The following is a 24,297-nucleotide window of genomic DNA, read 5'->3' on the forward strand; positions in this document are numbered from 1 at the left end:
CCATCATGAAAGCCAACGAACGACAGCTCCACTTCGTCACCCGCGAGGATCCGGACACCGGCGCGCGCGTCACCCGGCTGACGCCCACCGACGTGACCTGCCATCGCAACTACTTCTATCAGAAGTGCTTCACCAACGACGGGGCCCAGCTGATCTTCGGCGCCGAGTTCGGGCCGGGCACCAGCTGGAACTACCACCTGCTCGACCTGAAGACGCAGGTGGCGACGCAGCTCACCGACCAGCCGGGTGAGAACACCTTCGGCGGTTTCCTCAGCCCGGACGACCGGCATCTCTACTTCGTCCGCGCGGAGCGGCAGTTGATCCGCCTGTCCATGCGGGATCTGGGCGAGGAGGTCGTCTACACCGTGCCGGAGGGCTGGGTCGGCTACGGCACCTGGGTCGCGAACACGGCCTGCACGAAGATGGTCGGCATCGAGATCGCCGCGAGCGACTGGTTCCCGCTCAGCGACTGGCAGAAGTTCCATCAGATGTTCCATGCGAAGCCGCGCTGCCGCCTGATCCGCATCGACCTGGCGACCGGCGCGCGCGAGGTGATCCTCGAGCAGCAGGGCTGGCTGGGCCATCCGCAGTACCGGCCCGGCGACGACCACACCGTCGCGTATTGCCACGAGGGGCCGCACGACCTCGTCGATGCGCGCATGTGGTTCATCGACGAGGACGGCCGCAACGTCCGCTGCGGCCGCCGCCACGATCCGGGCGAAAGCTGCACCCACGAGTTCTGGGTGCCGGACGGCTCCGCGATGATCTATGTCTCTTACCTGAAGGGACAGCGCGACCGCTGGATCTGCTCGCTCGATCCGGTGACGCTCGCATCGAAGCGCCTGACGCGGATGCCGCCGTGCTCGCACCTGATGAGCAACCAGGACGGCACGCTGCTGATCGGCGACGGCTGCGATTCGCCGGCCGACGTCGCCGACACCGGCAGCCACCAGATCGCGACGGATCCATTCCTGCATCTCTTCGACCTGAAGGCGGGCACCGAGCGCCGCGTCGCGCGGCACGACAGCTCGTGGCGCGTCTACAAGGGCAACCGGCAGGTCACGCATCCGCATCCGTCGTTCACGCCGGATGAGAAGCAGGTGCTCTTCAGCGCGGACGCCGAGGGCGAACCCGCGCTGTACTTGGCGGACCTCTGATGCGAGTCCGGTCGGTGGTCGTGGCGGCGGGTGTGAGCCTGGCGGCGCTGTCCGGCGGCGCCGGTGCGGCACAGCCGATGGCCGGCCCGGAAGCGATCCACGCAGCGGCACCGGGTGTGCCCGTCCAGGAACGTCCCCAGCTCACCGATGCGCAGGCGGCCACGGCCACGGTGGCCGCCTACCTCGGCGACTGGCAGCCTGTGCCGCTCGATCCTTCGCGCTGGACGCCGACCTTCGTCGTCGCCGCCGACGGCAGCGGCACGCACCGCACGGTGCAGGCCGCGATCGACGCGCTGCCCGCGAGGGCGTCAGGCGCGGCATCGGCGCCACGCGCCTACGTGCTCGTGAAGCCCGGCACGTATCGCGAGCCGCTCTGCATCCAGGACAAGGCGCCGTTCACGCTCTACGGCGCGGGCGACCCGTCGCAGGTCGTGATCGTCGAGGGGCGCTACAACGCGCTGTCCAAGCCGCGTGGCACGGCGGCGCATCGCTGCATGCCGCTGCGCGACGCGGACACGCACGGCACCCCCGGAAGCGCGAGCGTGATGCTGTTCAGCGATGACGTGCAGCTCGCGCAACTGACGATCGCCAACGATGCGATGGACCGCGTGCGCGATGGGCAGGGCTATCCCGCCGGCGTCGGCGAGAGCGGCGGCGCGCAGGCCGTCGCGCTGATGACGCGCGGCGATCGCCTCCAGCTGGAACGGGTCCGCCTCATCGGGCATCAGGACACGTTCTATGCGGAACGCGGCGCCGTCGGCACGGAGACCGCCGCAGGCGCCGCCCTTCCGGCCCGCGTGTTCGTGCATGCCAGCGAGATCCGCGGCGATGTCGACTTCATCTTCGGCGGCGCGACGCTGGTCATCGACGACAGCCTGATCGTCAGCCGCGCCGGTCGTCGCGTGCCGGGCCACGGCGGACACGTGATCGCGCCCAGCACGCCCAACGCGCAGTCGCGCGGGTTCCTGATTCAGCGTTCGCGTTGGGTCGCTGAGCCGGGCGTCACGGCGGGCAGCATCAGCCTGGGTCGCGCCTGGGATCGCGGCATCGCGCGAGGTGAATGGCGCGCGTCGCTGACCGTGCCGAACGGTCAGGCGGTGATCCGGGACAGCCTGCTGGGGCCGCACCTCGCGCCGTGGTCGGCATCCACATCGCGCCGCCCGTTCAGCGCCACCGGCGAGGCCGCCAACCGCATGGCCGAATACCGCAACGTCGCGCTGCCGGTCGCGCCGCCCGCCGCGGCGTTCGACACGATCGCGCCGGGAGACGGCTGGGCGTCGATGAACGGCGGCACCCTTGGCGGCGCGCAGGCGAAGATCGACGCGATCCGAGTCGTGCGCACGCGCGCGGAGCTCGATGCGGCGCTCGCGCTCGGCGACACGCCCAAGCTGATCGCGCTCGCCGCGCGCATCGACCTCGCGGCGGATGCCACGGGCCGGCGCCTGGGCTTCGAGGACTTCCGCGATCCCGCCTTCGACTTCGACGCCTTCGTGCGCCAGTACGATCCCGCGACCTGGGGCCGTCGCGCGCCCGAGGGTCCGCTGGAGGAGGCCCGCAGGCGCTCCGTGAAGAAGCAGGCCGCGCAGGTCGTGATCAAGGTGCCGTCGAACACGACGATCGTCGGTGTCACGCCTGACGCCGGCTTCGACGGCGGCTCGCTGATGCTGGACAAGGTGTCGCAGGTGATCCTGCGCAACCTGCGTTTCTCCGATGCCTACGATTTCTTCCCTGCCTGGGACCCGAACGACAACGGCCACGGCGAGTGGAACTCCGAGTACGACACCGTCTCGCTGCGCGAGGCCACGCAGGTGTGGATCGACCACTGCGCCTTCGACGACGGCGAACGACCCGATCCGCGCGAGCCAGTGGCGCTGGGCCAGCGCCTGCAGCGGCACGACGGGCTGCTCGACATCACGCGCCGCTCGGACTTCGTGACCGTGTCCTGGAACGTGTTCCGCCGCCACGACAAGACGATGCTGATCGGCGGCGGCGACGGCCATCGCGACGATCGCGGCCACCTGCGCGTGACGCTGCACCACAACCTCTGGGATCAGGTGAAGGAGCGCACGCCGCGCGTGCGCTACGGGCAGGTGCACGTCGCCAACAACCTCTATGTCGCCGCCGCCGGCGGGGACTATCCCTATGCTTACTCGATCGGGGTCGGCATCGAATCGCAGGTGCTGAGCGAGGCCAACGCCTGGGAGGCCGCGGCCGGCATCGGCCCGGAGCGCGTCGTGCGTCTGCTCAAGGGCGAGCGCTTCGAGGATCGAGGTTCGAACTTCAACGGCGCGCCGATCGATCCGGTGCGCTGGCTGCGTGCCGCGAACCCTGACAAGGCTGTCGTCGGCGAGGCCGGCTGGACGCCGCCGTACCGGCTGCCCATCGAGCTTGCGGGCGAGGTGGCGGCACGGGTTCGCGCGGGCGCGGGGACGGGCCGGCTGTGGTGAAATCTTCCCTTTCCAAGAACACCTTGCGCATGGATGACGAACTGAACGATGGCAAGCAGCAGCCCGAGTCCGTGGCCGCGGTGCTCAAGGTCTTTGCCATCCTGCAGGCCTTGTCGGAACGCAGCGACACCGGCATCTCGGAGCTGTCCGTGCGGCTGGCGATGCCCAAGGCGACGGTCTACCGCTTCCTGCAGACGATGAAGACGCTGGGCTACGTGCGCCAGGAGACCGACAGCGAGCGCTACGGCCTGGCGATGAAGGTCTTCGAGATCGGCGCGAGGGCGCTGCAGTATCCGGACCTGGTCGACCTGTCCAAGCACCACATGCAGATGCTGGCCGACGCCACCGGCGAGACGGTGCACCTGGGCACGCTGATCGACAGCGAGATCATCTACGTCCACAAGGTCGATTCGAAGCACATGCTGGGCATGTACTCGCGCATCGGGCGGCGCGCGCCCTTGCACTGCACGGCGATCGGCAAGGTGCTGATGGCCTGGGAGCATCCGGAGCGCCGGGCGCGCGTGCTGGCGGGGGCCGAGTTCCAGCGCTTCCGCGACAAGACCATCACCGAGCCGGCGGCCTTCCAGGCCGAACTCGAGCGGGTGAAGCGCCAGGGCTTCGGCGAGGACCGCGAGGAATTCGACGATCACATCCGCTGCCTGGGCGTGCCGATCTTCGACCGGCTGGGCCAGCCGATCGCCGGCATGAGCGTCAGCTTCCCGACCTTCCGCTACGACGACGCCAAGGCGCCCGAGGTCGTGGCGATGCTGCAGGCGGCCAGCCGGGACATTTCGGCCCGCCTGGGTTGCACGGCGTTCCCGCTGGACGCCGCCTGACGCACTCAGCGCGGCCGGGTCCGGGACAATCCCAACCCGCTTCTCGCTTCCCCGCTCCCGGGGGCGAGTCCTGTCGCCTCCTTTCGAAAGACACGCTGCATCGGCGCGACACCGCGATAACGCGGTTGTCGTTGAGGCCTATGTTGTCGTACAACTGACCCTGTGATGAATGCTTCGTTGACCCGTTCCCGCCCGAAATCGCTGGCACTCGGACTTGTCCGTGCGCTGGAGGACCGGATCCGTGCGGGTGCGCTCGCCAACGGCGACAAGCTGCCGACCGAGGCGGCGATCATGGCCGAGTTCGAGGTCAGCCGGACGGTGGTCCGGGAGGCGATCTCGAAGATGCAGGCGGCGGGGCTGGTCGAGACCCGGCACGGCATCGGGACCTTCGTCCTGGGGCTGGGGGAGGGCGGGCCGTTCCGGATCGGCGCGGAGCAGATGGCGACATTGCACGATGTCGTCGCGGTGCTGGAGCTGCGGATCGGCATCGAGACCGAGGCGGCGGCGCTGGCCGCGCAGCGGCGCACCGACGCGCACCTGCTGAACATGCGGGCCGCGCTGTCGGCCTTCGCGGAGGCGGCGCTGGCGGGCCGCGACGCGGTGGCCTCGGACTTCCAGTTCCACCTCGAGATTGCCCGCGCGACCGGCAACCCGCACTTCGAGCAGCTGATGGCGACGCTGGGCGCGCCGAGCATCCCGCGCGCGCGCCTGGCGAGCCTGGCGGCCGCTGGCGACGAGGACCCCGTGGCGCAGCGCGACTACCTGCTGCGCGTGAACGCGGAGCACGAGAGCATCCTCGACGCGATCGCCGCGCGCGACACCGAGGCCGCCCGCGCCGCCATGCGGACGCACCTGGCCAACAGCCGCGAACGTCGCCGGCGCGCGGCGTTGGCGTTGCAGGACAAGCGCTGAGCGGGTCCCAGCAAGCCCTGGGGTCAGGCTTCGACAGCCGCCTCGCTCGTTCCCTGTTCCGTTTCCTCGACCTTGAACCGCCAGCCCGCCCGGCCGGCGGTGGCGACGATCTTCTGATGGACGAGGCGCTCGACGGTCATGATGCGGTCGAGCGCCGACTTCACGAGGTCGTCGCCTGCCGCATGCGCGACGTAGCACATGCGCAGCACGGTGTCGTTCGCCTTGGGCACCTTGCCCCGACGTTCCCAGAGGCTGATGTTCTGCTCGCTGACGCCCTGCACCTTGGCGAGGGCGGCTTGGGAGAGGCCGAGCTCCACGCGCAGGAAGCGGAACTCCTTGCCCGTCAGGCGCGACGGCTTGCGCACGAGGTGAACGGCGATCTGGTCAAGAAGCTTGTCGGCGGCCTTCACGGACACGCCTTTTCCGTACGGGGTGTCCACCACCTCGTAGCCGTTCTCGAGCCAGACATTGTCGAGTCCGCATTCCCGGTATTGATACATGGTCGGATTCCTCTAAACGATCACCGTGATGACCAGCAGCTTGGGGTCGTCGTCGTCCAGACCGACGCAAACCGCCAGGTTTCGCGCGGTCCCATACCGTTGCATGCGGCAGATCAACCGACCGGTCTTCATGTCCTCTTCCGGCGGCAGGTCGATGCGACCCGTCTGAAGACATGCGAACACCTCGCGCGCCAACACGCCGCGCTGACGCATCCTTGAAAACGCATGTCCAGTGATGACGATGTTGTGGACATCTCCTGCGGTCTGACGGATATGTCGCTCCAGCTGGTCCCGAGTCTGCTTCTTGAACGTCACGTCAGTCGTGCCTTCGCGCCTGATTGCTCCCCATAATTTTTATGGGTTGAATCCTAGACGCGTCCGAGGTGGCGGCGCGAAAGCGGTGTTGCGTTCTTCCCATAGTTTTTATGGGTTGTTCGTTGACCGCAATCGGTAGTTCTGCGTGTTTTCCCTCATCGATGAGCGATTGATGCCGCCTTGTCATCCGCTCGACTCAACTTGTATGATGACTGACAACAAGACCGCCAAATCGTCGACGGGTTGAGTCCCGGCGTCGCACCAAGAGCGGTTTCCACGGTTCCTTCCCCGGAGACAAACCATGACCGTTCTGACCCGCCGCCTGGCCGTCAAAGCCGGTGCCGCCCTCGGCGCCGCCGTTCTCTCCACCTTCGCGGCCGGCCTGGCCCACGCCAGCGGCTTCCCCGATCGACCGGTGACCATCGTCGTCCCGTTCCCCGCCGGCGGTTCCACCGACATGCTGGCCCGCGCCATGGGCGCCGAGCTGCAGAAGAAGTGGGGCCAGACCGTCATCGTCGACAACCGCCCCGGCGCCACGGGCACGCTCGGCACCTCGCAGGTCAGGCGCGCCGCGCCCGACGGCTACACGCTGCTCGTGTCCTCGCTCGGGCCGTTCGTGATCGCGCCGCATCTGCTCAAGGCCGTCCAGTACGACGCCCTCAAGGACATCGACCTGCTGACCGTCGCCATCCAGGCGCCCAACGTGCTGGTCGTGCCCGCCGCCTCGCCGCTGAAGAGCGTCAAGGACGTCGTCGACACGCTCAAGAAGGACCCGGGCAAGATGAGCTTCGCCTCGTCGGGCAACGGCTCCTCCGACCATCTGACCGCCGAGCTGTTCTGGCTGCAGACCGGCACCAACGGCCTCCACGTCCCCTACAAGGGCGGCGCGCCGGCGATCAGCGATCTGCTGGGCGCCCAGGTCGACGCGTCCTTCCAGAACATCAACGCGGTGCTGCCGCACATCCTCGGCGGCAAGCTGCGCGCGCTGGCCGTGACCGGCGACAAGCGCTCCGCCGTGCTGCCCAACGTGCCCACGCTGTCCGAGTCCGGCATCAAGGGCGCGGACGTCTACTCCTGGCAAGGCGTGGCCGCGCCCCGGGGCCTGCCGCCCGCCGTGCGCGCGCAGCTGCAGAAGGACATCGTCGCCGCGCTGCACGACCCGTCGGTGAAGCAGAAGTTCTCCGACATCGGCATCGAGACCGTCGCCAACACGCCCGACCAGGCGCAGGCCTTCCAGAAGACCGAGTTCGCGCGCTGGAAGCAGGTCATCGAGACCCGCAAGATCACCGCCGATTGATCCCATTGTCGGATCGTGTCGTCCGATCCCCGCAGACCGACCAGGAGTTCCGCGTGAGCGCAAGCAGTCCCATCGTCACCTCCGCCCGCGCGATCCCGGTCGCCGGCCGCGACGGCATGCTCATGAACCTGAGCGGCGCCCACGCGCCGTTCTTCACCCGCAACCTGCTGATCCTCGAGGACGACGCCGGCCACGTCGGCATCGCCGAGATCCCCGGCGGCGAGCCCATCCGCAAGACGCTCGAACAGGCCGGCGAGCTGCTCGTCGGCCAGCCGGTCGCGAAGTGGAACGCGCTGCTGGCGCAGGTCCGCGAGAAGTTCAAGGGCCTCGACAGCGGCGGTCGCGGCCTGCAGACCTTCGACCTGCGGACCACGATCCACGTGCTCACCGCCGTCGAATGCGCGCTGCTGGACCTGTTGGGCCAGCACCTCGGCGTGCCGGTCTGCGAGCTGCTCGGCGAAGGCAAGCAGCGCGACAGCGTCGCGATGCTGGGCTACCTGTTCTTCGTCGGCGACCGCACGAAGACCGGCCTGGCCTACAAGACCCCCGAGGACGAGGCCGGCAGCGATGCCGCCGCCGACGCCTGGCTGAAGGTCCGCCACCACGTCGCGATGACGCCGGAGACCATCGTCGAGCAGGCCGCCGCGGCGCAGGCGCGTTACGGCTTCAAGGACTTCAAGCTCAAGGGCGGCGTGCTGCGCGGCGAGGAAGAGGTCGAGGCCATCCAGGCGCTGAAGGCGCGCTTCCCCGAGGCGCGCGTCACGCTCGATCCCAACGGCGGCTGGCTGTTGAAGGACGCGATCCGCCTGCTGCGCGACCTGGGCGGCGTGCTCGCCTATGCCGAGGATCCCTGCGGCGCCGAGGAAGGTTTCTCCGGCCGCGAGGTGATGGCCGAGTTCCGTCGCGCCACCGGCCTGCCGACGGCCACCAACATGGTCGCCACCGACTGGCGCCAGTTCACCCACGCGCTGAGCCTGCAGTCGGTCGACATCCCGCTGGCCGATCCGCACTTCTGGACCATGTCGGGCGCGGTCCGCGTCGCGCAGACCTGCCGCGACTTCGGCCTGACCTGGGGCTCGCATTCCAACAACCACTTCGACGTGTCGCTGGCGATGTTCACGCATGCCGCCGCCGCCGCGCCGGGTCGCCTCACCGCGATCGACACGCACTGGATCTGGCAGGACGGCCAGTTCCTGACCGAGAAGCCGCTGCAGATCGTGGACGGCGAAGTCGCCGTGCCGACCGCGCCCGGCCTGGGCGTCACGCTCGACATGAAGGCCGTCGACGCCGCCCACCAGCTTTACCTGCAGCACGGCCTGGGCGCGCGCGACGACGCCATCGCCATGCAGCACCTGATCCCCAACTGGAAGTTCGATCCCAAGCGACCCTGCATGGTCCGCTGAACGATCCCCCCGAACGACACCCGGAGAGAGACATGCACGAACACAAGAAGACGTCCCCCATCACCCGCCGCGCGCTGATCGCCGCGGCCGCCGTCGCCGCGGTGGCAGGTGTGGCCCCGAGCGCCTTCGCGCAGGCCGCCTGGCCCAGCAAGCCGCTGAAGATCATCGTCCCGTACACGCCGGGCGGTTCCTCGGACATCATCGCCCGCATCATTTCGCCGATGCTCGGCGAAGCGCTCAAGCAGACCGTCATCGTCGAGAACAAGCCCGGCGCCAGCGGCAACATGGGCGCCGACCAGACCGCCAAGGCCAACGACGGCTACACCATCATGCTGTGCGACGTCAGCGCGCTGGCCATCAGCCCGTCGCTGTACACCAAGCTCGCCTTCGACCCGTCCAAGGACCTGAAGGGCGTGGCGATGCTGGCCTACTCGCCGCACATGCTGGTCGTCCATCCGTCGGTGCCGGCCAACAACCTGAAGGAACTGGTCGAGCTGTCCAAGAAGTCCAAGATCGACTTCGCCGTCACCGCGATGGGCAGCGCGCCGCACCTGGCCGGCTTCCAGGTCGCCAACCTGACCGGCGCCAAGTGGGAATACATCCCGTACAAGGGCGGCTCGCAGGCCGTCACCGACACCATCGCCGGCCAGACGCAGGTGCTGATGAACGGCATGCTCGCGACGCTGCCCTTCGTGCAGCAGAACAAGCTCAAGGTCATCGGCGTCAGCAAGGCGACCCGCGTGCCGCTGCTGCCCAACGTGCCGACGCTGGCCGAGCAGGGCGCCACCGGCTTCGAGTCCGGCACCTGGCAAGGCATCCTGGCCCCGGCCAACATGCCCAAGGCCAACATCGACAAGCTGTCGGCCGCGCTGATCAGCATCATCCGCTCGCCGGAAGTCCGCGCGCGTCTGGCCGCGCAGGGCGCCGAGGTCAGCACGATGAACCCCGCCGAGATGGACACCTTCTTCAACGCCGAGCGCAAGAAGTGGGCGGGTGTCGTGAGCAAGAGCGGGCTCAAGCTCGATTGACCCGCGATTGACCCGCGATCGAGCCGCGACTGATGCATCGATTTCTGCTCGATTGCCGCTCGATTGATCCCGTTTGATCTCGACCCGAGGATCCCTGCCATGCCGACGCCGACCACGCCTTACTCTGCCTTCCCCAACACGCTGCGGCAACGCCTGATCGCGGGCGAACGCCTGATCGGCTGCTGGTGCTCGCTCGCCAGTCCGATCAGCACCGAGGTGCTGGGCGTGGCCGGTTTCGACTGGCTGCTGCTCGACGGCGAGCATTCGCCCAACGAGGTCAGCAGCTTCGTGCCGCAGCTGATGGCATTGAAGGACAGCGTCAGCGCGCCGGTCGTGCGGCCGAGCAGCAACAACGCCGTCGAGATCAAGCGCCTGCTCGACGCGGGCTTCTCCAACCTGCTGATCCCCTTCGTCGAGACCGCCGAGGAGGCGGCGCGCGCCGTCGCCGCGACGCGTTATCCGCCGCAGGGCATCCGCGGCGTGTCGGTCTCGCAGCGCAACAACCGCTATGGCACGGTGCCGGGCTACTTCCAGGGCATCAACGAGCAGATCGCCGTGATCGTCCAGATCGAGAGCCCGGCGGGCGTGGCCGCGGTCGCGGACATCGCGGCGGTGGCGGGCGTGGACGCCGTGTTCATCGGCCCGTCCGACCTGGCGGCCGGCTACGGCCACCTGGGCAACCCGCAGCACCCCGACGTGCAGGCGGCGATGGCGACGATCTACGCCGCGTGCAAGGCGGCCGGCAAGCCCGTCGGCATCCTCGCGCCGGTCGAGGCCGACGCGCGCCGCTATATCGAGCAGGGCGCGACCTTCGTCGCCGTCGGCAGCGACCTCGGGGTCTTCCGCGCCGCGACGCAGGGCCTGCGTGACAAGTTCAAGGATTGATTCAGGAGCAATGGCAATGAGCATCAAGATCGGTTTCATCGGCCTGGGCATCATGGGCGCGCCCATGGCGGTGCGTCTCGCGCAAGGCGGACATCAGCTGTTCGTCCACACCCGTTCCCAGGTCCGCGAGGACGTCGCCGCCGTCGGTGTCACCGTCTGCGACAGCGCCACGGAAGTCGCGCAGCAGGCCGAGGTGATCTTCACGATGGTCCCGGACACGCCGGACGTCGAACGCGTGCTGTTCGGCGAAGGCGGCATCGCCGCCGCGTTCGCCGGCGGCAAGGGCGCGGGCAAGACGGTCGTGGACATGAGCTCGATCTCGCCGATCGCGACCAAGGACTTCGCGGCGCGCATCGAGGCGCTCGGCGCCGAGTGGCTCGACGCGCCGGTCTCCGGCGGCGAGGTCGGCGCCAAGGCCGGCACGCTGTCCATCATGGTCGGCGGCAAGGAAGCGACCTTCGCGCGCATCAAGCCGCTGTTCGAGCTGATGGGCAAGAACATCACGCTGGTCGGCGGCGCGGGTGCGGGCCAGACCACCAAGGTGGCCAACCAGATCATCGTGGCGCTGAACATCGCCGCCGTGAGCGAGGCGCTGGTCTTCGCGTCCAGGGCCGGCGCCGATCCGGCCAAGGTGCGCGAGGCGCTGATGGGCGGCTTCGCCTCCAGCCGCATCCTCGAGGTGCACGGCGAGCGCATGATCAAGCGCACCTTCAACCCGGGCTTCCGGATCGCGCTGCACCAGAAGGACCTGAACCTCGCGCTGCAGAGCGCCAAGGCGATGAGCGTGGCGTTGCCCAACACGGCCAACACCGCCCAGCTGATGCAGGCCGCCGCAGCGCAGGGCTGGGACCAGCTCGACCACTCGGCGCTGGTGCGGGCGCTGGAAGTGCTGGCCAACCACGAGGTCGGTAGCACTACGGACGCCGGCTGAGGGGACAGGTCTCCACAATCGCCGGTCATGAGCCAGCCCCACGACGATTCCGCTTCCCCGGCCGCTTCCCCGGCCGCCTCGGCCTCCCCGACGTCGGGCCCCGGTTCGCCCGGTCCGGACTCGCCGGTCGCCGGATCGCCGGCGGCTGAGGCCCTGCTCGCGGATCCCCGCGCGCTGCTCAAGCATCTCTACCGCGTGGCGGTGGATCGGGCGCTGCCGGGCAAGATCCTCGCCAGCCACCTGCCGCCGCCGCCGAAGGGCCGGACGCTGGTGATCGGCGCGGGCAAGGGCGGCGGATCGATGGCGCAGGCGTTCGAGGCCGCCTGGCCGGTGAGCGCGCCCATGACCGGGCTGGTGATCACGCGTTACGGCCACATTCCGCCGGACTACCGGCCGCGCCGCATCGAGATGGTCGAGGCCGCGCACCCGGTGCCCGACGCCGCCGGCGAGCGCGCCGCGGCCCGGATGATGCAGAAGGTGCGCGACTTCAACCCCACCGTCGACGATCAGGTGATCTGCCTGATCTCGGGTGGCGGCTCGGCGCTGATGCCGCTGCCGGCGCCGGGGCTGACGCTGGCCGACAAGCAGGCGGTCAACCGCGCGCTGCTGGCCAGCGGCGCCAACATCGTCGAGATGAACTGCGTGCGCAAGCACCTCAGCGGCATCAAGGGCGGGCGGCTGGCCGCCGCCTGCGCGCCGGCCAAGGTGCTGACGCTGATGATCTCCGACGTGCCGGGCGACGATCCGCAGGTGATCGCCTCCGGCCCGACCGTGCCCGACGCGAGCACCTGCGCGGAGGCGCTGGCGATCTGCCGCCGCTACCGCATCGCGCTGCCGCAGCTCGCCGTCGACGCACTGGAACGCGGCGAGTGGGAGACGCCCAAGCCCGGCGATCCCTGCTTCGACGGTCATGAGCAGCGCATCATCGCCGCGCCGCGCCAGAGCCTGCTGGCGGCCGCCGAAGCGGCCCGCGCGCTCGGCATCACCGCGCATGTGCTCTCCGACGAGATCGAAGGCGAGTCGCGCGAGGTCGGCCGCGTGCATGCGGCGCTGGCGCGCTCGGTCGCGCGGCACGGCGAGCCCTTCGCCAAGCCCTGCCTGATCCTGTCCGGGGGCGAGACGACGGTGACGCTGGTGCCGCAGCCGGGACGCGGCGGGCGCGCCGGCGAGTTCGTGCTCGGCTGCGCGATCGCGCTGGACGGGCAGCCGGAGGTCTGGGGCCTGGCCGCGGACACCGACGGCATCGACGGCGTCGAGGACAACGCGGGGGCCTTCCTCAGCCCCAGCACCCTGGAGCGCGCCCGCGCGCTCGGCCTGAAGCCGGCGGACCTGCTGGCGGCCAACAACGGCTACGCGCTGTTCGAGGCCCTGGGCGACCTGCTGATCACCGGGCCGACACAGACCAACGTCAACGACTTCCGCGCGCTGCTGATCCGCTGAGGCGTTTCACAGATATCCCCCCATCGAGCGAATCGACGGGGGAAATTGAACGGATGTTGACGCGCCTCAAGGCAATTTCCGTTCAGGGCGAGGACAGTCCGGCATTTCCGGTTTCCGAGAGTGCCCGTGATCGCCCATCTGACGTCTGATCCCGACGGATCCGCTGACCCCAGCGATGTTGCTTTTCCCCCTGCCGGCGCCGGACTCGTTCCCGGGCCCGGCCATCCGATCCCCTGGCGCGTGCTGCTGGGCGACGTGCTGCTGGACGGCGAGAGCTGGTCCGCGCTGGCCGCCATGACGCAGTTGCGCCGCTGCAAGGCCGGCGAGCTGGCGATCCGCCGCGGCGATGCCGCGGTGGCCATGCTGGCGCTGTGCGAGGGCAAGGTCGCCGCGCGCGCGCCGCTGACCGGCCCGCTGTGGCTGGACCTGCACACCGCCTGGCTCGAGGGCCGCTACGAGGAGGACGTCAGCGTCGTCTCCGCGTCGGCGGTGGTGATGGTCTGGCCGATGTCCGTCGCGGCGATGTGGCTGCGCTCGCAGCCGCTGGTGCTGGAGGCGCTGGTGCGGGCGGTCGCCACGCAGCTGCGGGACGCGCAGGACGCGATCCGCGGCCTGACGATGAAGGACGCCACCGGTCGCGTGGCCGCCTGGCTGCTGGCGCAGGCCGGCGCCGCCGGGGAAGTGCAGTTCAGCGAGCGCAAGCGCGACGTGGCGGCGCAGCTGTCGATCTCGCCGGAGACGCTGTCGCGCACGCTGCGGCAGCTCGCCGATCGCGGCGTGCTGGCGGTCCAGGGCTACCGCATCGGGCTGCTGGACCGGGTCGAGTTGCTGGCGCTGGCGCGCGGTCGCTGAGCGGCTTAGACTCGCTGCCACACTTGTCGTTACGTCCTGAGGAGGCCAATGTGACGATCGCCAGCGTGACCCCCCTGACTGCCGTGACCACTGCCGGTTCCAGCGCGGAACGTTTCCTCGGGGGGCACGCCAGCCTCCCCGTGATGCCCGAGGTCGGACGCAAGCTGCTGCGCAGCCTGGACGACGACGGCGTCTCGCTCGGGCAGATCGCCGAGCTGATCGGCAAGGATTCGACGCTCGCGGCCAAGGTGCTGCGCCTGGCCAACTCGGCGCGCTACAGCCCGTCGCACACGATCAGCACGCTGCAGGACGCGGCGATGGCGCTGGGGCTGGAGACGCTGCGCAACCTCGCGATGGCGGCCAGCCTGTCCGGCACCTTCCCCGACGTGAAGGGCCTCGACCGCCAACGCTTCTGGCGGCACAGCGTGCGCACGGCCGGGCATGCGCGGCTGCTGGCCAAGCTGCTGCAGGGCGACGCGGACGCCGCCTACCTCGCGGGCCTGATGCTGCGCACGGGCCAGCTGATGATGGCGATGAGCGAGCCCGACCAGGTCGCCGACGTCGAAGCCCACGCGGGCGAGCCCGGCAGCCGCTTCTCGCTGGAGTCGCACCGCTTCGGCTGCACCCATGCCGACGTGACGGCGGCGCTCGCGGCGCACTGGCACTTCCCGGCGGATCTGGTCGAGGCCTTCAAGGACACGAACGCGCCGCTGGACGTGCGGCCGTTCTCGATGCTCGCCGCGATCCTGCACCTGGCCGAGGTGGTCGCCGACGCCTGCGACCAGGACGTCGACCGCATCGACGCACTCACGACCGCGGTGCCCGAGCTGGTCGAGCATCTCCACCTGGACCTCGACTTCCTGCGCCTGCGCCTGGACGGCTGCGGGGATCCGGGACAGGACGTCGAGCTGATGCTCAAGTGACGCGGCGCTGAGGTAAGGTCGGCCGCTTCAAGATCCAGGAAAAGATTTGGAGACGGCATGACGACCTACCAGGGAAGCTGCCACTGCAGCCGCGTGGCTTACGAGGTGGACGGCGAGATCGACGGCGCGATGTCGTGCAACTGCTCGATGTGCCAGCGCAAGGGCTCGCTGCTGTGGTTCGTGCCGCGCGCGCAGTTCCGCTTGAAGACCGACGAGTCGGCGGCCGCCACCTACCTCTTCAACAAGCACGCGATCAAGCACCGCTTCTGCACGGTCTGCGGGATCCACCCGTATGCCGAGGGCACGGACCCGAAGGGCAACGCGATGGCGGCGATCAACGTCCGCTGCCTCGAAGGCATCGAGCTGGAAAGCATCCCGGTCACGCACTACAACGGCCGGGATTCCTGATGCGGCGCTGATGCGGCGCTGATGCGCGCGCGACGCGGCACGCTTACTCCCTCTCCCTCTCCCGCAAGCGGGAGAGGGAGTCATCCCGGCGGTCTGTCAGCGCGCGCTCACAGCTTCGTGATCCGCACCCAGTTCAGGTTCCACCCGCTGGCCGGCGCGTAGACGCCGAGCGCATAGGTGCCGGCGTTGACGTTCACGGTGTGCGACACCGTGGTCCAGTTCTGCCAGCCGCCGGTGGCCGGGATCGCGACCTGGCCGAGCTGGATGCTGCCGGCGTTCAGATCCAGCGAGAGCCGTGCGCCGCTCGGGCTGGCGACGCGGTACTCGACGCGATAGCTGCCGCTGGTCGGGAAGTTGACGTTGGCGTAGGCCATCCAGTCGCCGGTGTCGATCCAGCCGACGTTGCTGCCGCCTTCGCTGCAGGCTTCGGTCTGCACGCCGCTCTGGCTGGTGAAGCTCTCGGCCTCGATCAGGCGGCTCGTCGTCGGCGGCGTGGTGCCGCCGATCTCGGCGCGGATCGCGCTCAGCAGGCTGTTGGCGCCGGTGCCGTCCTGCGACAGCTCCCAGATCATCACGCCCGAGCCCTGCTGCAGCGCCAGCCGTGTCTTGGCCTTGATCGTCGGGATGCCGTTGTAGGTGATGTAGCCGCAGCTGGCGCACAGCGTGCCGACCAGGTCTTTCTGCGCCGCCGCCGCGCCGAACTGGTTGACGATGTCGTTGAAGCCGTAGTCCGACGCGTAGCCGTTGAAGCCGTAGCCGTAGAACGGCACGCCCAGCACCAGCTTCTCCTTGGGCAGGCCGCGCGACTGCCAGGTCGCGACGTCCTTCTGCGCGAGCGAATACGACGAGTGCTCCGTGCCGACCTGACCCCAGCTCGGTCCCACGTTGTCGTAGGACATGATGGTCACGAAGTCGAAGTGCGGGATCGAGGAGACCGGGATCATCCCGCCTTCGTAGCTGGCCGTGGCCGCGGTGATCAGCTTGCCGGGCAGCGCGGCGCGCAAGGCCTGGATGAAGGGCGTGTAGTTGCCGGCGCGGTCGATGGCGGTCAGCACGCCGCCTTCGATGTCGATGTCCGCGCCGTCCAGCCCGAAGGTGTTCACGAACTGCGCCAGGCCGTTGACCGTGGCCGCGCGGTTGCCCGGCTGCAGCAGCGTCTGCCAGTTGCCGGAGCAGCCGGGGATCGCGCCGCCGGCCACCGAGATCAGCACCTTCGCGCCGGCCGCATGGGCCTTCTGCACGACGTACTGGATGTCGGCGGCGGAGGCGTCCATGCAGGTCGGATTGCCGTTGCTGAGGAAGGCGCCGCTGCCCGACGGATTCGCGAAGGCAAGGTTCACGTGGGTGAGCTTGGTCAGGTCGGTGCGGTCGGCCACGGCGCGCAGGCCCTTCCAGCCCGGGATGTAGCCGACCACCTTGGTCTGGGCGAGGGCGCTGGACGCGACGCCGCACAAGGCGAGCGCGGCCAGCAGGCCGGTGAGGACAGGACGGCGGAACGATTCGGACAGTGTCATCGCAAGCTCCCTTGGGGTTGAAGGACCGGCCGGGCTTGCGCGACCTCCGCGCGGCCTCGGTCGATCGCCCGCGATTCTGTGGCGTTTCGTGAAATCGCTTTCATGGTTGTCCCTGAATCGGCGACGCGCGTTCCGTATCGAGTGCAACGAGGCGTTGCGCCGTTCCACGTTCGTGCGGGCCCGTGTCCGCCTTGTAAAGCGCGAAACGCTGGAAACCTGCTTGCGCCCGCTTACCAATCGGCGCGACCCGTTGCACGGCGTGCGCAGGGCGCTCCGAATAATCCGCCGCCTACCTCCAAAGGACGGATTCCATGACGATCACCACCGCGCGCCAGGACGGCGCTCTCCGCCTGCATCCGCTGGCCCTGTCGCTCGCCCTGGCCGGCGTGCTCGTCGGTTGCGGGGGCGGCAGCGATGGCGCCGGCGCCCTGGTGTCCGCGGCTCAGCAGAATGGCGGCGGCACCGCGTCCGCGGGCGCCGTCACGGCGGCGGCCGATCCGCAGGTCTGCTTCTACGAGAACGCCAACTACGCCGGCGCCGGCCTGTGCCGCAGCACCACGACGAGCTGGATCGGCCCGACCTGGAACGACCGCATCTCGTCCATCCGCGTGCCCGCGGGCTTCAAGGTCGAGCTCTTCGCCGACATCAACTTCGGCGGCCGCTCGGTGACGCTGACGGCGGACAACGCCAACCTGACCGCGGTCAGCCTCAATGACGCGGTCTCGTCGATGCGCGTCACGAAGGTGGTGGCGTCGAACGTGACGCTGGCCTCCGTGCAATTCGCGCAGTCCATGCTCTACGGCAGCACGGACAACCAGCTGGTGCTGGTCGCCAACAAGCCGGCGCTGCTGAAGGTCAACGTGACCGCGCCGGCCGGCACCGCCGCGCCGACAGGCCTCGTGCGTGTCGACAACACCGTCGACGGCAGCAGCCGCGACCTGGTGCTGGCGGCACCGCGCCGCGGCCTGCCCACGACGGTGTCGGACACGCAGTCCTTCGACGACGCCTACACCGTCACCGTGCCGGCCGAGCTGGTGAAGAACGGCCTGAAGGTGACGGTGACCGTCGCCGGCGCCGCGGCGCAGAGCTTCACGCCGCGCGTGGGCGGCGGCACGCCGATGCGTTTCGTGCCGATCCCGGTGCGCATCGCCGGCACGACGGGCCAGTTGCCGACGGACCAGAGCGCACATCTGCGCGCGCTGTTCCCGGTGTCGACGGTCACGCTGCAATCGCACCCGGCCTTCGTGTCGAGCAAGGTCACCACGCTGCCGAGCACCGACGCGCAGTGGAGCGACGCCTTCGGCAAGATCCTGGGCGAGCTCGCCGACCTGCACCGCATCGAGGGCGCGGCCCGTCACGACTACTACTTCGGCTTCATCCCGAAGCGCACCTGGGGCCTGGCGGGTCTGGGCTACGTGCCGGGCAACTCGGCGGTCGGCTTCGACATGCCGAGCAATCCGGACACGGTGCGCGACGTCGTCGCGCACGAGCTGGGCCACAACTTCTCGCTGCCGCACGCGGCCTGCGGCGGCGCCGGATCGCCGGATCCGAAGTACCCGTACCCGGACGCCAACCTGGGCAAGCCGGGCCGCTACATCTGGAGCTACCTGTCGGACACGAACACGTTCTACGACCCGCGCCCGACGGACCGCCACGACATCATGAGCTACTGCGGCGGCACGGTGTTCTCGGACTACAACTACCGCATCATGCAGACCTTCCTGACGCCGGCCGACACGGCCAAGGCGCAGGCGGCCGAGGCCAAGGCGGTGGCGCAGGACGTGCTGCTGGTGAGCGGCAGCATCAACGGCCGTCAGGTCGAGATCAACCCGGTGAAGGCGCTGTTCGCCAAGCCTGACGCGGCCTCCGGCCCGTACGTGCTGCGCGTGCAGACGACGGGCGGCCAGATCCAGGACCAGGCCTTCACGGCGATGGCGCTGGACCATGACGGCGACAACCAGCACTTCAGCGTGCTGGTGCCCAAGGTCGACAACATCGCCAGCATCAGCGTGATCAAGGACGGCGTGACGCTGGCGCAGGCCCAGGCGAAGGTGAGCAACGCCCGTGCGAAGTCGCTGGCGGCCGGCGGCAGCCGCGCGCAGGTGACGGTGAAGGAAGCCGGCGGCAAGGCCACGCTGCGCTGGGATGCGGAGTCCGCGCCGTTCCTGAGCGTGACCTGGACGGACGGCACCCGCCGCCTGAACCTGGCGCAGGACCTGCAGGGCGGTGAAGCGACGCTGGACACGCATGAACTGCCGGCCGGCGGCCGCTTCGAGTTCATCGTGTCGGATGGCTTGAACGCGCAGCGGATCGAGTCGGCGCGTTGAAGCGCCACTCGATCGGCCCACGACGGGCCTGAGCGCTGCGCCTGATCGGGGCGCACGCTCCCTCGACGCCCCGCATCCGCGGGGCGTTCTCGTTCCGGTGACCGAGCCTGCCGGTATCGCCTCAAGATACCCAGGACTTTCGTCCATTGACGCGGCGTGCCCCTGAAAGACACTGCGGTCCTTCTCCCGACCTGCTCCGGCCGCGCGCGACATGGACTCCTTCGAAGCTTTCTGCCTGCTCGCCGCCCTGGGCTATCTGTGGTGGCAGCTCACCAATGTGAAGCGGCGCGTCCGGGTCCTGGAGGAGCGCCTCGCGGGACAGGACGCTGCGCGTCCGCTGTCCGCATCCGCCGACGCGGCACCATCGTCACAGGGGGCGGCCCCGGTGCCGAAGCAGCCGGCCGCGCTCCCTGCGGCGACATCGCCGATCGCCGCCGCGACGGCAACTGCAGCCGTGCCGATGTCGCATCAGGGCGTGCCGCCAACGCCTCACCCCGTCGACGCGCCGCAGGCGCCGGCGGCGCACGCGCCCGATGAGCCGGTGTCCGTGCCCGTCGGGCCTGCATCCGTGCCCGCGGCGGCGGTGACATCGACGACGGCCCCGGCACGCCCGCCAGCAGCAGCGCGAGCCGCGCTGGCATCGCCGGCTCCGTCCGCCACGCCGTCATGGCAGGTCGCCTTCTTCGACCTGCTGCGCAAGAACCTCTTCGCCGTCGCCGGGATCGTCCTGCTGCTGCTGGGCTTCGTCGTGCTCTTCCGCTCCATCGAGTGGGGCCATCTGCTGTCGCCGCTGGCCAAGGTGTCGCTGGGCTGGGCCGCGGCGGCGGCGCTCGGTTTCGCCGGCATCAAGCTGAGCGCGCGCAACGGGCTCTGGGGTCAGGTCGTGCAGGGCGGGGCGGCGGCCATCGGCTTCCTGGCGACCTATGTCGGCGCGTCGGGCTACGAAGTCATCTCACCGACCATCGCGCTGGTGCTCTTCACCGCGATCTCCGGCGTGCTGGTGTACCGCGCGCTGAAGGAGGATGCGAAGGTGCTGGCCGGCGTCGGCTTCCTGGGCGCCTACGCGGCGCCGCTGCTGGCGATGTACGGCCACGCCGGGCTGCTCTTCAACCTCGGCTATGGCCTCATCGTCACGGCCTTCGCACTGTGGGTGAGCCTGTCGCGCCGCTGGCAGGAAATCGGCATCCACGCGCATGTTTGCGCGACGGGCCTGGCCTCGCTGGCCTATGCAGGCGCGAACCACGAGCCCGCGCTGCCCGCATGGCAGCAGCAGGCGCTGCTGCTGGCCTACGTCGCGCAGTTCGCCGGCTGGGCCCTGGCCTGGGCGCAACGACACAGTCCCGTCGCGTTGGCGAGCGGCGATGTGTCCTCGCCACCGGCGCGCGAGATCCCGATCCTGAGCGCCTGCTTCTCGACGACCACCGTCGTGTTCATCGCGCTGGAGAGCTGGCTGCTGGCGCCGACCCCCTTCATGGTCGTCGCTGTCGTCACGGCGGCGGTTCTCGCCTTCATCGGGCTCAGGGTGTTCCGGCAGCAGGCGCTGCGCGAGACCGCCTGGGTGCTGAGCGCGCTGAGCGTCGCCGCCGGACTGGTGCAGGGCGACCTCGCGCGTTCGGTCGCGAGCTTCGGCCTCTTCGCCGAAGGCGCCATCCTGATGCTGACGACGCGCGCGCAGTCCGTCATCCGGCGCGTGCTGGCGCGCGTGCTCTTCGCCGTGGGCGCCGTCGCCGTGATGGACGTGCCGGCGCTGTGGCCGGCCGCGCTGCTGCTGGTGGCAGGTCTTGCCATGTCCCTGCGCATGCAGCGCGAGGGCAGGGCGGTGGACGCGGCGCTCGCGGCGGCCGTGACGGTCTCGGCCGCCGCGGCGTTCTCGTATCGGTATGCCGGGCTCGATTTCCGCCTCCTGCCCGTGTTCACGCTGATCATGCTCGGAGCGACCGCGCTGGCGCATGTGCTGGGCCGATCGTCGGTCGCGTCGCTCGCGTCGGACGACGCCGGTGATGCGATGCACGTGTCCTCCGCGAAGCATGCGGAGGATTCGAAGAACGCTGGCGTCGGATTCGTGCCGACGATCTACGCGGCCGTCCTGGCGCTGGGATGGCTGCTCACGCTGACGGTGGCGCGGGAAGCGCCGCGAAGTCTGACGCTCGGCGCACTGGTGACGCCGGTGGTCTTCGGCGCGGTGGTGGCGTTGAGGTCGTTGCGCAGGACGCTCAGCCCCGGCGCGGCCGAGCGCGCGAAGGCGCTGCTCTGGCTGGCGCATCTGCTGCCGGCGCTCGTGGCCTTCATCTTCAACAGCAGTTGGGCGCTGATCGCCTTGCTCGCGGTCGCGGGTACCGCCGCCTTCGCGCATGTGCTGCTTGGACTGAGGGTCGATGCGCCGGCGGCCAAGGCGTTCTACGTCACGCCCTACAGCGTGGCGCACGCGGCGCTGCTGGGATCGCCGGTCCCGCTGGTGCTGGCGGCTTGGCCCCATGTCGGCACGAACAGTCTGGAATGGGTGATGGCGGCAGCGTCGTTCTATGCCGCGCTGGTCACCTGGTGGAAGCTCGGCGAGGGCGTGCCCGCGCAGGTCCGCAGCGTCGCCGCTTCGGCGGCGGGCGTGGCGATGGGCTACGTCGTCGTCCGTGGCCTCACGGATCCGCCGCAACTCGCGTTCGAGCTCGCGTGGAACAGCTACCTGCTGCCGGTGGCGTTGGCCGCCGTTGGCGTGGGCTTCCTGTTCCTGAGCACGCGCAGCGGTCGCCGCCTGGCCTGGCAGGTCTCGGCCGTCGTCCTGGCGGGCTCGGCGGTGAAGCTGCTGCTGTCGCTGGGCAGCCTGGCCCTCTCGCCGATGGGCATCGTCGGCAGCCTGCTCGGCATGGGGGCGCTGTTCCTGCTGGCGGGATATCTGGCGCCGCAGCCACCGGCCAGGGAGTAGACGCGCCAACGCGCCCAGCGGGCCTAGGTGAAGCGCTTGCGGTACTCGACCAGGCTCAACCCCAGCCTTCGGCTGAACGCCCGCCGGAAGCCGTCCACGTTCGCGTAGCCGACCGCGTTGGCCAGGCGCTTCGCCGGCAGGTCGGAGTCCTCCGCCATGCGGCGCGCGGCATCGATGCGGGCGTTCTCGACGAACTCCGCGGGTGTCGTGCCCGTCTCGCTGCGGAACACGCGCGCGAAGGTGCGCTCGCTCATGCCCGCGCGGCGCGCGAGCGCCGGGATGGACAGGTCCGCGCGCAGATGGGCGAGCACGTAGTCCTGGATCGTGCTCACGTCGGAGCGCTCCGCCGTCTGCGCGGCCAGATGGGCGCTGAACTGGCTCTGTCCACCGGGGCGCTTCAGGAACATCACCAGCTGGCGCGCGACGCGCAGTGCGAGCTCTCGTCCGTGGTCGTCCTCGACCATCGCGAGCGCCAGGTCCATGCCCGCGGTCACGCCCGCCGAGGTGAAGAGATTCCCGTCCTTCACGTAGATCGCGTCGGGCTCGACGCAGGCGTCCGGATGCTCGGCCGCGAGACGGTCGGACGAGTTCCAGTGCGTTGCCACGCGTTTGCCGTCCAGGAGGCCTGCGGAGGCCAGCGCAAAGGCGCCTGTGCACACCGAGCCGTAGCGACGCGCCGTGCGCGCCTGGCGTTGCAGCCAACGCCGCAGGTCCTCGTCGATCGCCATGTCGTCGCGCCGGGGGCTGCCCGCGACGAGCAGCGTATCGATGCGCCCGCGATGCGTCGCCACCGTCGCGTCGACCGCCATGCGCAGTCCGCTGCTGCTGCGGAGCAGGCCCGCGTCCGTGCTGATGACGCTCACCTGATACGCCTTGGCATCGCCGAGCTGCTGGGACGCTTCCGCGAAGACATCGGCAGGTCCGGCGACGTCGAGCAGCTGGAAGCGGGGGAAGGCGAGGATGGCGATGCGCATGGCGGTGAATGCCCGGTGATTGGCAGGAAACGCCGTGCCGTGGATGGGCACGTCCCAGGGAGCTTGGCAGAAAATAACAGCACACGCAAATTCAGCCAAGGACGCCCGCCATGCACGCCTCGCCTCCCATGCCCCCGCCCATGTCCGTGACGCCGAGCCTGCCGGGCCCGTCGGCGTCTTCCGCTCACGCCGGCGCCTCGATCCGTCACCTGCCGGTGAACCTCTTCGCGTCCGTGATGGGCTTGTCCGGCCTGGCGCTGGCCTGGCGCCTCGCGCACCGCAACCTCGACGTGCCCGCGTTCATCGGCGAGGCGGTCGGCGCGCTCGCGGTCGCCGTGTTCGTGCTGATGGCAGCGGGTTATCTGGCGAAGCTGGCGAAGCATCCGGACGCCGTGCGCGCGGAGTTCCACCACCCGGTGGGCGGCAACTTCTTCGGCACGATCGCGATCTCGCTGCTGCTGCTGTCGTCGCTGATCGAGCCCTACAGCCCGACGACGGCCCATGCGCTGTGGACGCTCGGCGGGCTGGGTGCGTTCACGCTCGCGTTCATCGCGGTCTCGCGGCTGCTGAAGGGCCAGCTGGAGTCCGCGCTCGTCATGCCCGCGTGGCTGCTTTCCGGCGTGGCGACGCTCGACATCGCGGTCACGGGCCGCGACATGCCCATGGCGTGGGCGCCGGAGATGAACCTGATCGCCGGCGCGCTCGGCGCCATGCTGGCGCCGGTGCTGTTCGTGATGATCGTGAGCCGCCTCGTCCACCGCGATCCGCTGGCGCCGGGGGTGACGCCGTCGTTGATGATGCTGGTCGCGCCGTTCGAGGTGGGCTTCCTCGCGTACACCAACATCGTCGGTGGCGTCGATCGGTTCGCGGCGGTGCTTTTCTACTTCGGGCTGTTCCTGTTCCTCGTGATCGCGCCGAAGGTGTTCCGTCGGAGCATCGCGTTCTCACCGGCGTGGTGGGGGATCAGCTTCCCGATCGCGGCGCTGGCGAGCGCGGGGCTGAAGTACGCGCATCACGCAGGCGGACTGCCGCTCCAGGGGCTGGCGATCGCGCTGCTCGGCGCGTTGAGCGTGGCGTTGGCGGTGCTGTTCGTGAGGACAGCGCGGATCGTGTTGAACGGACAGTTGTTCCGCTGAACGGCCGCGACGGATCGGGCGCACGCCAGCGCGAATGAAGTTCCCGTTACGACGCGAGCGATTGTTGAATGCGCCGTATCAGGTCTTGCGGG

General features: G+C 69.6%; 20 protein-coding genes. 16 read left to right on the plus strand and 4 right to left on the minus strand.

The window, feature by feature from the left end:
* The first annotated feature begins 5 nt into the window (after positions 1-5).
* From AC07PR_RS11695 to AC07PR_RS11710, 4 genes are all read left to right on the plus strand, one after another.
* Positions 6-1,157 (plus strand): oligogalacturonate lyase family protein, encoded by a 1,152-nt coding sequence (locus AC07PR_RS11695; RefSeq protein WP_495135402.1) that lies wholly within the window; start codon positions 6-8, stop codon positions 1,155-1,157.
* Positions 1,157-3,604 carry a pectinesterase family protein gene (locus tag AC07PR_RS11700; RefSeq protein ID WP_495135403.1) on the plus strand — a complete coding sequence of 816 codons (2,448 nt, stop codon included), beginning with the start codon at positions 1,157-1,159 and terminating at the stop codon, positions 3,602-3,604. The genes AC07PR_RS11695 and AC07PR_RS11700 overlap by 1 nt, the downstream gene beginning before the upstream one ends.
* Before the next feature lie 29 nt (positions 3,605-3,633).
* Positions 3,634-4,440, plus strand: coding sequence for a DNA-binding transcriptional regulator KdgR (gene kdgR, locus AC07PR_RS11705; protein ID WP_377161106.1), 807 nt, complete (start codon positions 3,634-3,636; stop codon positions 4,438-4,440).
* 165 nt (positions 4,441-4,605) lie between these two features.
* Entirely contained in the window at positions 4,606-5,352 is a 747-nt protein-coding gene (locus AC07PR_RS11710) for a FadR/GntR family transcriptional regulator (RefSeq protein WP_377161108.1), read from the plus strand.
* A gap of 23 nt (positions 5,353-5,375) precedes the next feature.
* Here AC07PR_RS11710 and AC07PR_RS11715 read toward each other — a convergent pair whose 3' ends face one another.
* Positions 5,376-5,762, minus strand: a complete 387-nt coding sequence (locus AC07PR_RS11715) for a helix-turn-helix domain-containing protein (RefSeq protein WP_377161110.1) — start codon at positions 5,760-5,762, stop codon at positions 5,376-5,378.
* A gap of 102 nt (positions 5,763-5,864) precedes the next feature.
* Positions 5,865-6,167, minus strand: a complete 303-nt coding sequence (locus tag AC07PR_RS11720) for a DUF4258 domain-containing protein (protein WP_377161112.1) — start codon at positions 6,165-6,167, stop codon at positions 5,865-5,867.
* A gap of 301 nt (positions 6,168-6,468) precedes the next feature.
* Between AC07PR_RS11720 and AC07PR_RS11725 the strand changes: the two genes are divergently transcribed.
* The 9 genes from AC07PR_RS11725 to AC07PR_RS11765 all read left to right on the plus strand — a co-directional run bounded on the left by AC07PR_RS11725 (position 6,469) and on the right by AC07PR_RS11765 (position 15,334).
* Positions 6,469-7,464, plus strand: a complete 996-nt coding sequence (locus AC07PR_RS11725; protein ID WP_495135404.1) for a Bug family tripartite tricarboxylate transporter substrate binding protein — start codon at positions 6,469-6,471, stop codon at positions 7,462-7,464.
* A 116-nt stretch (positions 7,465-7,580) separates the two neighbouring features.
* Positions 7,581-8,867: an enolase C-terminal domain-like protein gene (locus AC07PR_RS11730; protein ID WP_483109284.1), complete on the plus strand. Its 1,287-nt coding sequence runs from the start codon at positions 7,581-7,583 to the stop codon at positions 8,865-8,867.
* A 32-nt stretch (positions 8,868-8,899) separates the two neighbouring features.
* Positions 8,900-9,895, plus strand: coding sequence for a Bug family tripartite tricarboxylate transporter substrate binding protein (locus tag AC07PR_RS11735; protein ID WP_495135405.1), 996 nt, complete (start codon positions 8,900-8,902; stop codon positions 9,893-9,895).
* Between the two features lie 99 nt (positions 9,896-9,994).
* Complete coding sequence (garL, locus tag AC07PR_RS11740) at positions 9,995-10,780, plus strand: 2-dehydro-3-deoxyglucarate aldolase (RefSeq protein WP_377161116.1); 786 nt, start codon at positions 9,995-9,997, stop codon at positions 10,778-10,780.
* Between the two features lie 10 nt (positions 10,781-10,790).
* Positions 10,791-11,711 carry a 2-hydroxy-3-oxopropionate reductase gene (gene glxR, locus AC07PR_RS11745; protein ID WP_495135406.1) on the plus strand — a complete coding sequence of 307 codons (921 nt, stop codon included), beginning with the start codon at positions 10,791-10,793 and terminating at the stop codon, positions 11,709-11,711.
* A gap of 27 nt (positions 11,712-11,738) precedes the next feature.
* Complete coding sequence (locus tag AC07PR_RS11750) at positions 11,739-13,151, plus strand: glycerate kinase type-2 family protein (protein WP_495135407.1); 1,413 nt, start codon at positions 11,739-11,741, stop codon at positions 13,149-13,151.
* Between the two features lie 240 nt (positions 13,152-13,391).
* Positions 13,392-14,003: a Crp/Fnr family transcriptional regulator gene (locus AC07PR_RS11755; RefSeq protein ID WP_495135408.1), complete on the plus strand. Its 612-nt coding sequence runs from the start codon at positions 13,392-13,394 to the stop codon at positions 14,001-14,003.
* Positions 14,004-14,068: 65 nt separating this feature from the next.
* Complete coding sequence (locus AC07PR_RS11760; protein ID WP_483107513.1) at positions 14,069-14,926, plus strand: HDOD domain-containing protein; 858 nt, start codon at positions 14,069-14,071, stop codon at positions 14,924-14,926.
* A gap of 57 nt (positions 14,927-14,983) precedes the next feature.
* A complete protein-coding gene (locus AC07PR_RS11765) occupies positions 14,984-15,334 on the plus strand; it encodes a GFA family protein (RefSeq protein ID WP_495135409.1) in 351 nt (116 codons plus the stop codon).
* Positions 15,335-15,441: 107 nt separating this feature from the next.
* Here the strand turns inward: AC07PR_RS11765 and AC07PR_RS11770 are convergent, their stop codons facing one another.
* Positions 15,442-16,848, minus strand: a complete 1,407-nt coding sequence (locus AC07PR_RS11770) for a carbohydrate-binding protein (RefSeq protein WP_495135410.1) — start codon at positions 16,846-16,848, stop codon at positions 15,442-15,444.
* A gap of 311 nt (positions 16,849-17,159) precedes the next feature.
* Here AC07PR_RS11770 and AC07PR_RS11775 point away from each other — a divergent pair, with 311 nt between their 5' ends.
* Together AC07PR_RS11775 and AC07PR_RS11780 are read left to right on the plus strand one after the other, a co-directional pair.
* Positions 17,160-19,175, plus strand: coding sequence for a peptidase inhibitor family I36 protein (locus AC07PR_RS11775; RefSeq protein ID WP_495135411.1), 2,016 nt, complete (start codon positions 17,160-17,162; stop codon positions 19,173-19,175).
* A 211-nt stretch (positions 19,176-19,386) separates the two neighbouring features.
* Entirely contained in the window at positions 19,387-22,095 is a 2,709-nt protein-coding gene (locus AC07PR_RS11780; protein WP_495135412.1) for a DUF2339 domain-containing protein, read from the plus strand.
* 23 nt (positions 22,096-22,118) lie between these two features.
* Here AC07PR_RS11780 and AC07PR_RS11785 read toward each other — a convergent pair whose 3' ends face one another.
* Positions 22,119-23,069 (minus strand): GlxA family transcriptional regulator, encoded by a 951-nt coding sequence (locus AC07PR_RS11785; RefSeq protein ID WP_495135413.1) that lies wholly within the window; start codon positions 23,067-23,069, stop codon positions 22,119-22,121.
* Positions 23,070-23,179: 110 nt separating this feature from the next.
* Between AC07PR_RS11785 and AC07PR_RS11790 the strand changes: the two genes are divergently transcribed.
* Positions 23,180-24,205, plus strand: a complete 1,026-nt coding sequence (locus AC07PR_RS11790; protein ID WP_495135414.1) for an SLAC1 anion channel family protein — start codon at positions 23,180-23,182, stop codon at positions 24,203-24,205.
* Positions 24,206-24,297 lie beyond the last annotated feature (92 nt).

This window comes from Roseateles sp. GW821-FHT09H11 (assembly GCF_059415845.1).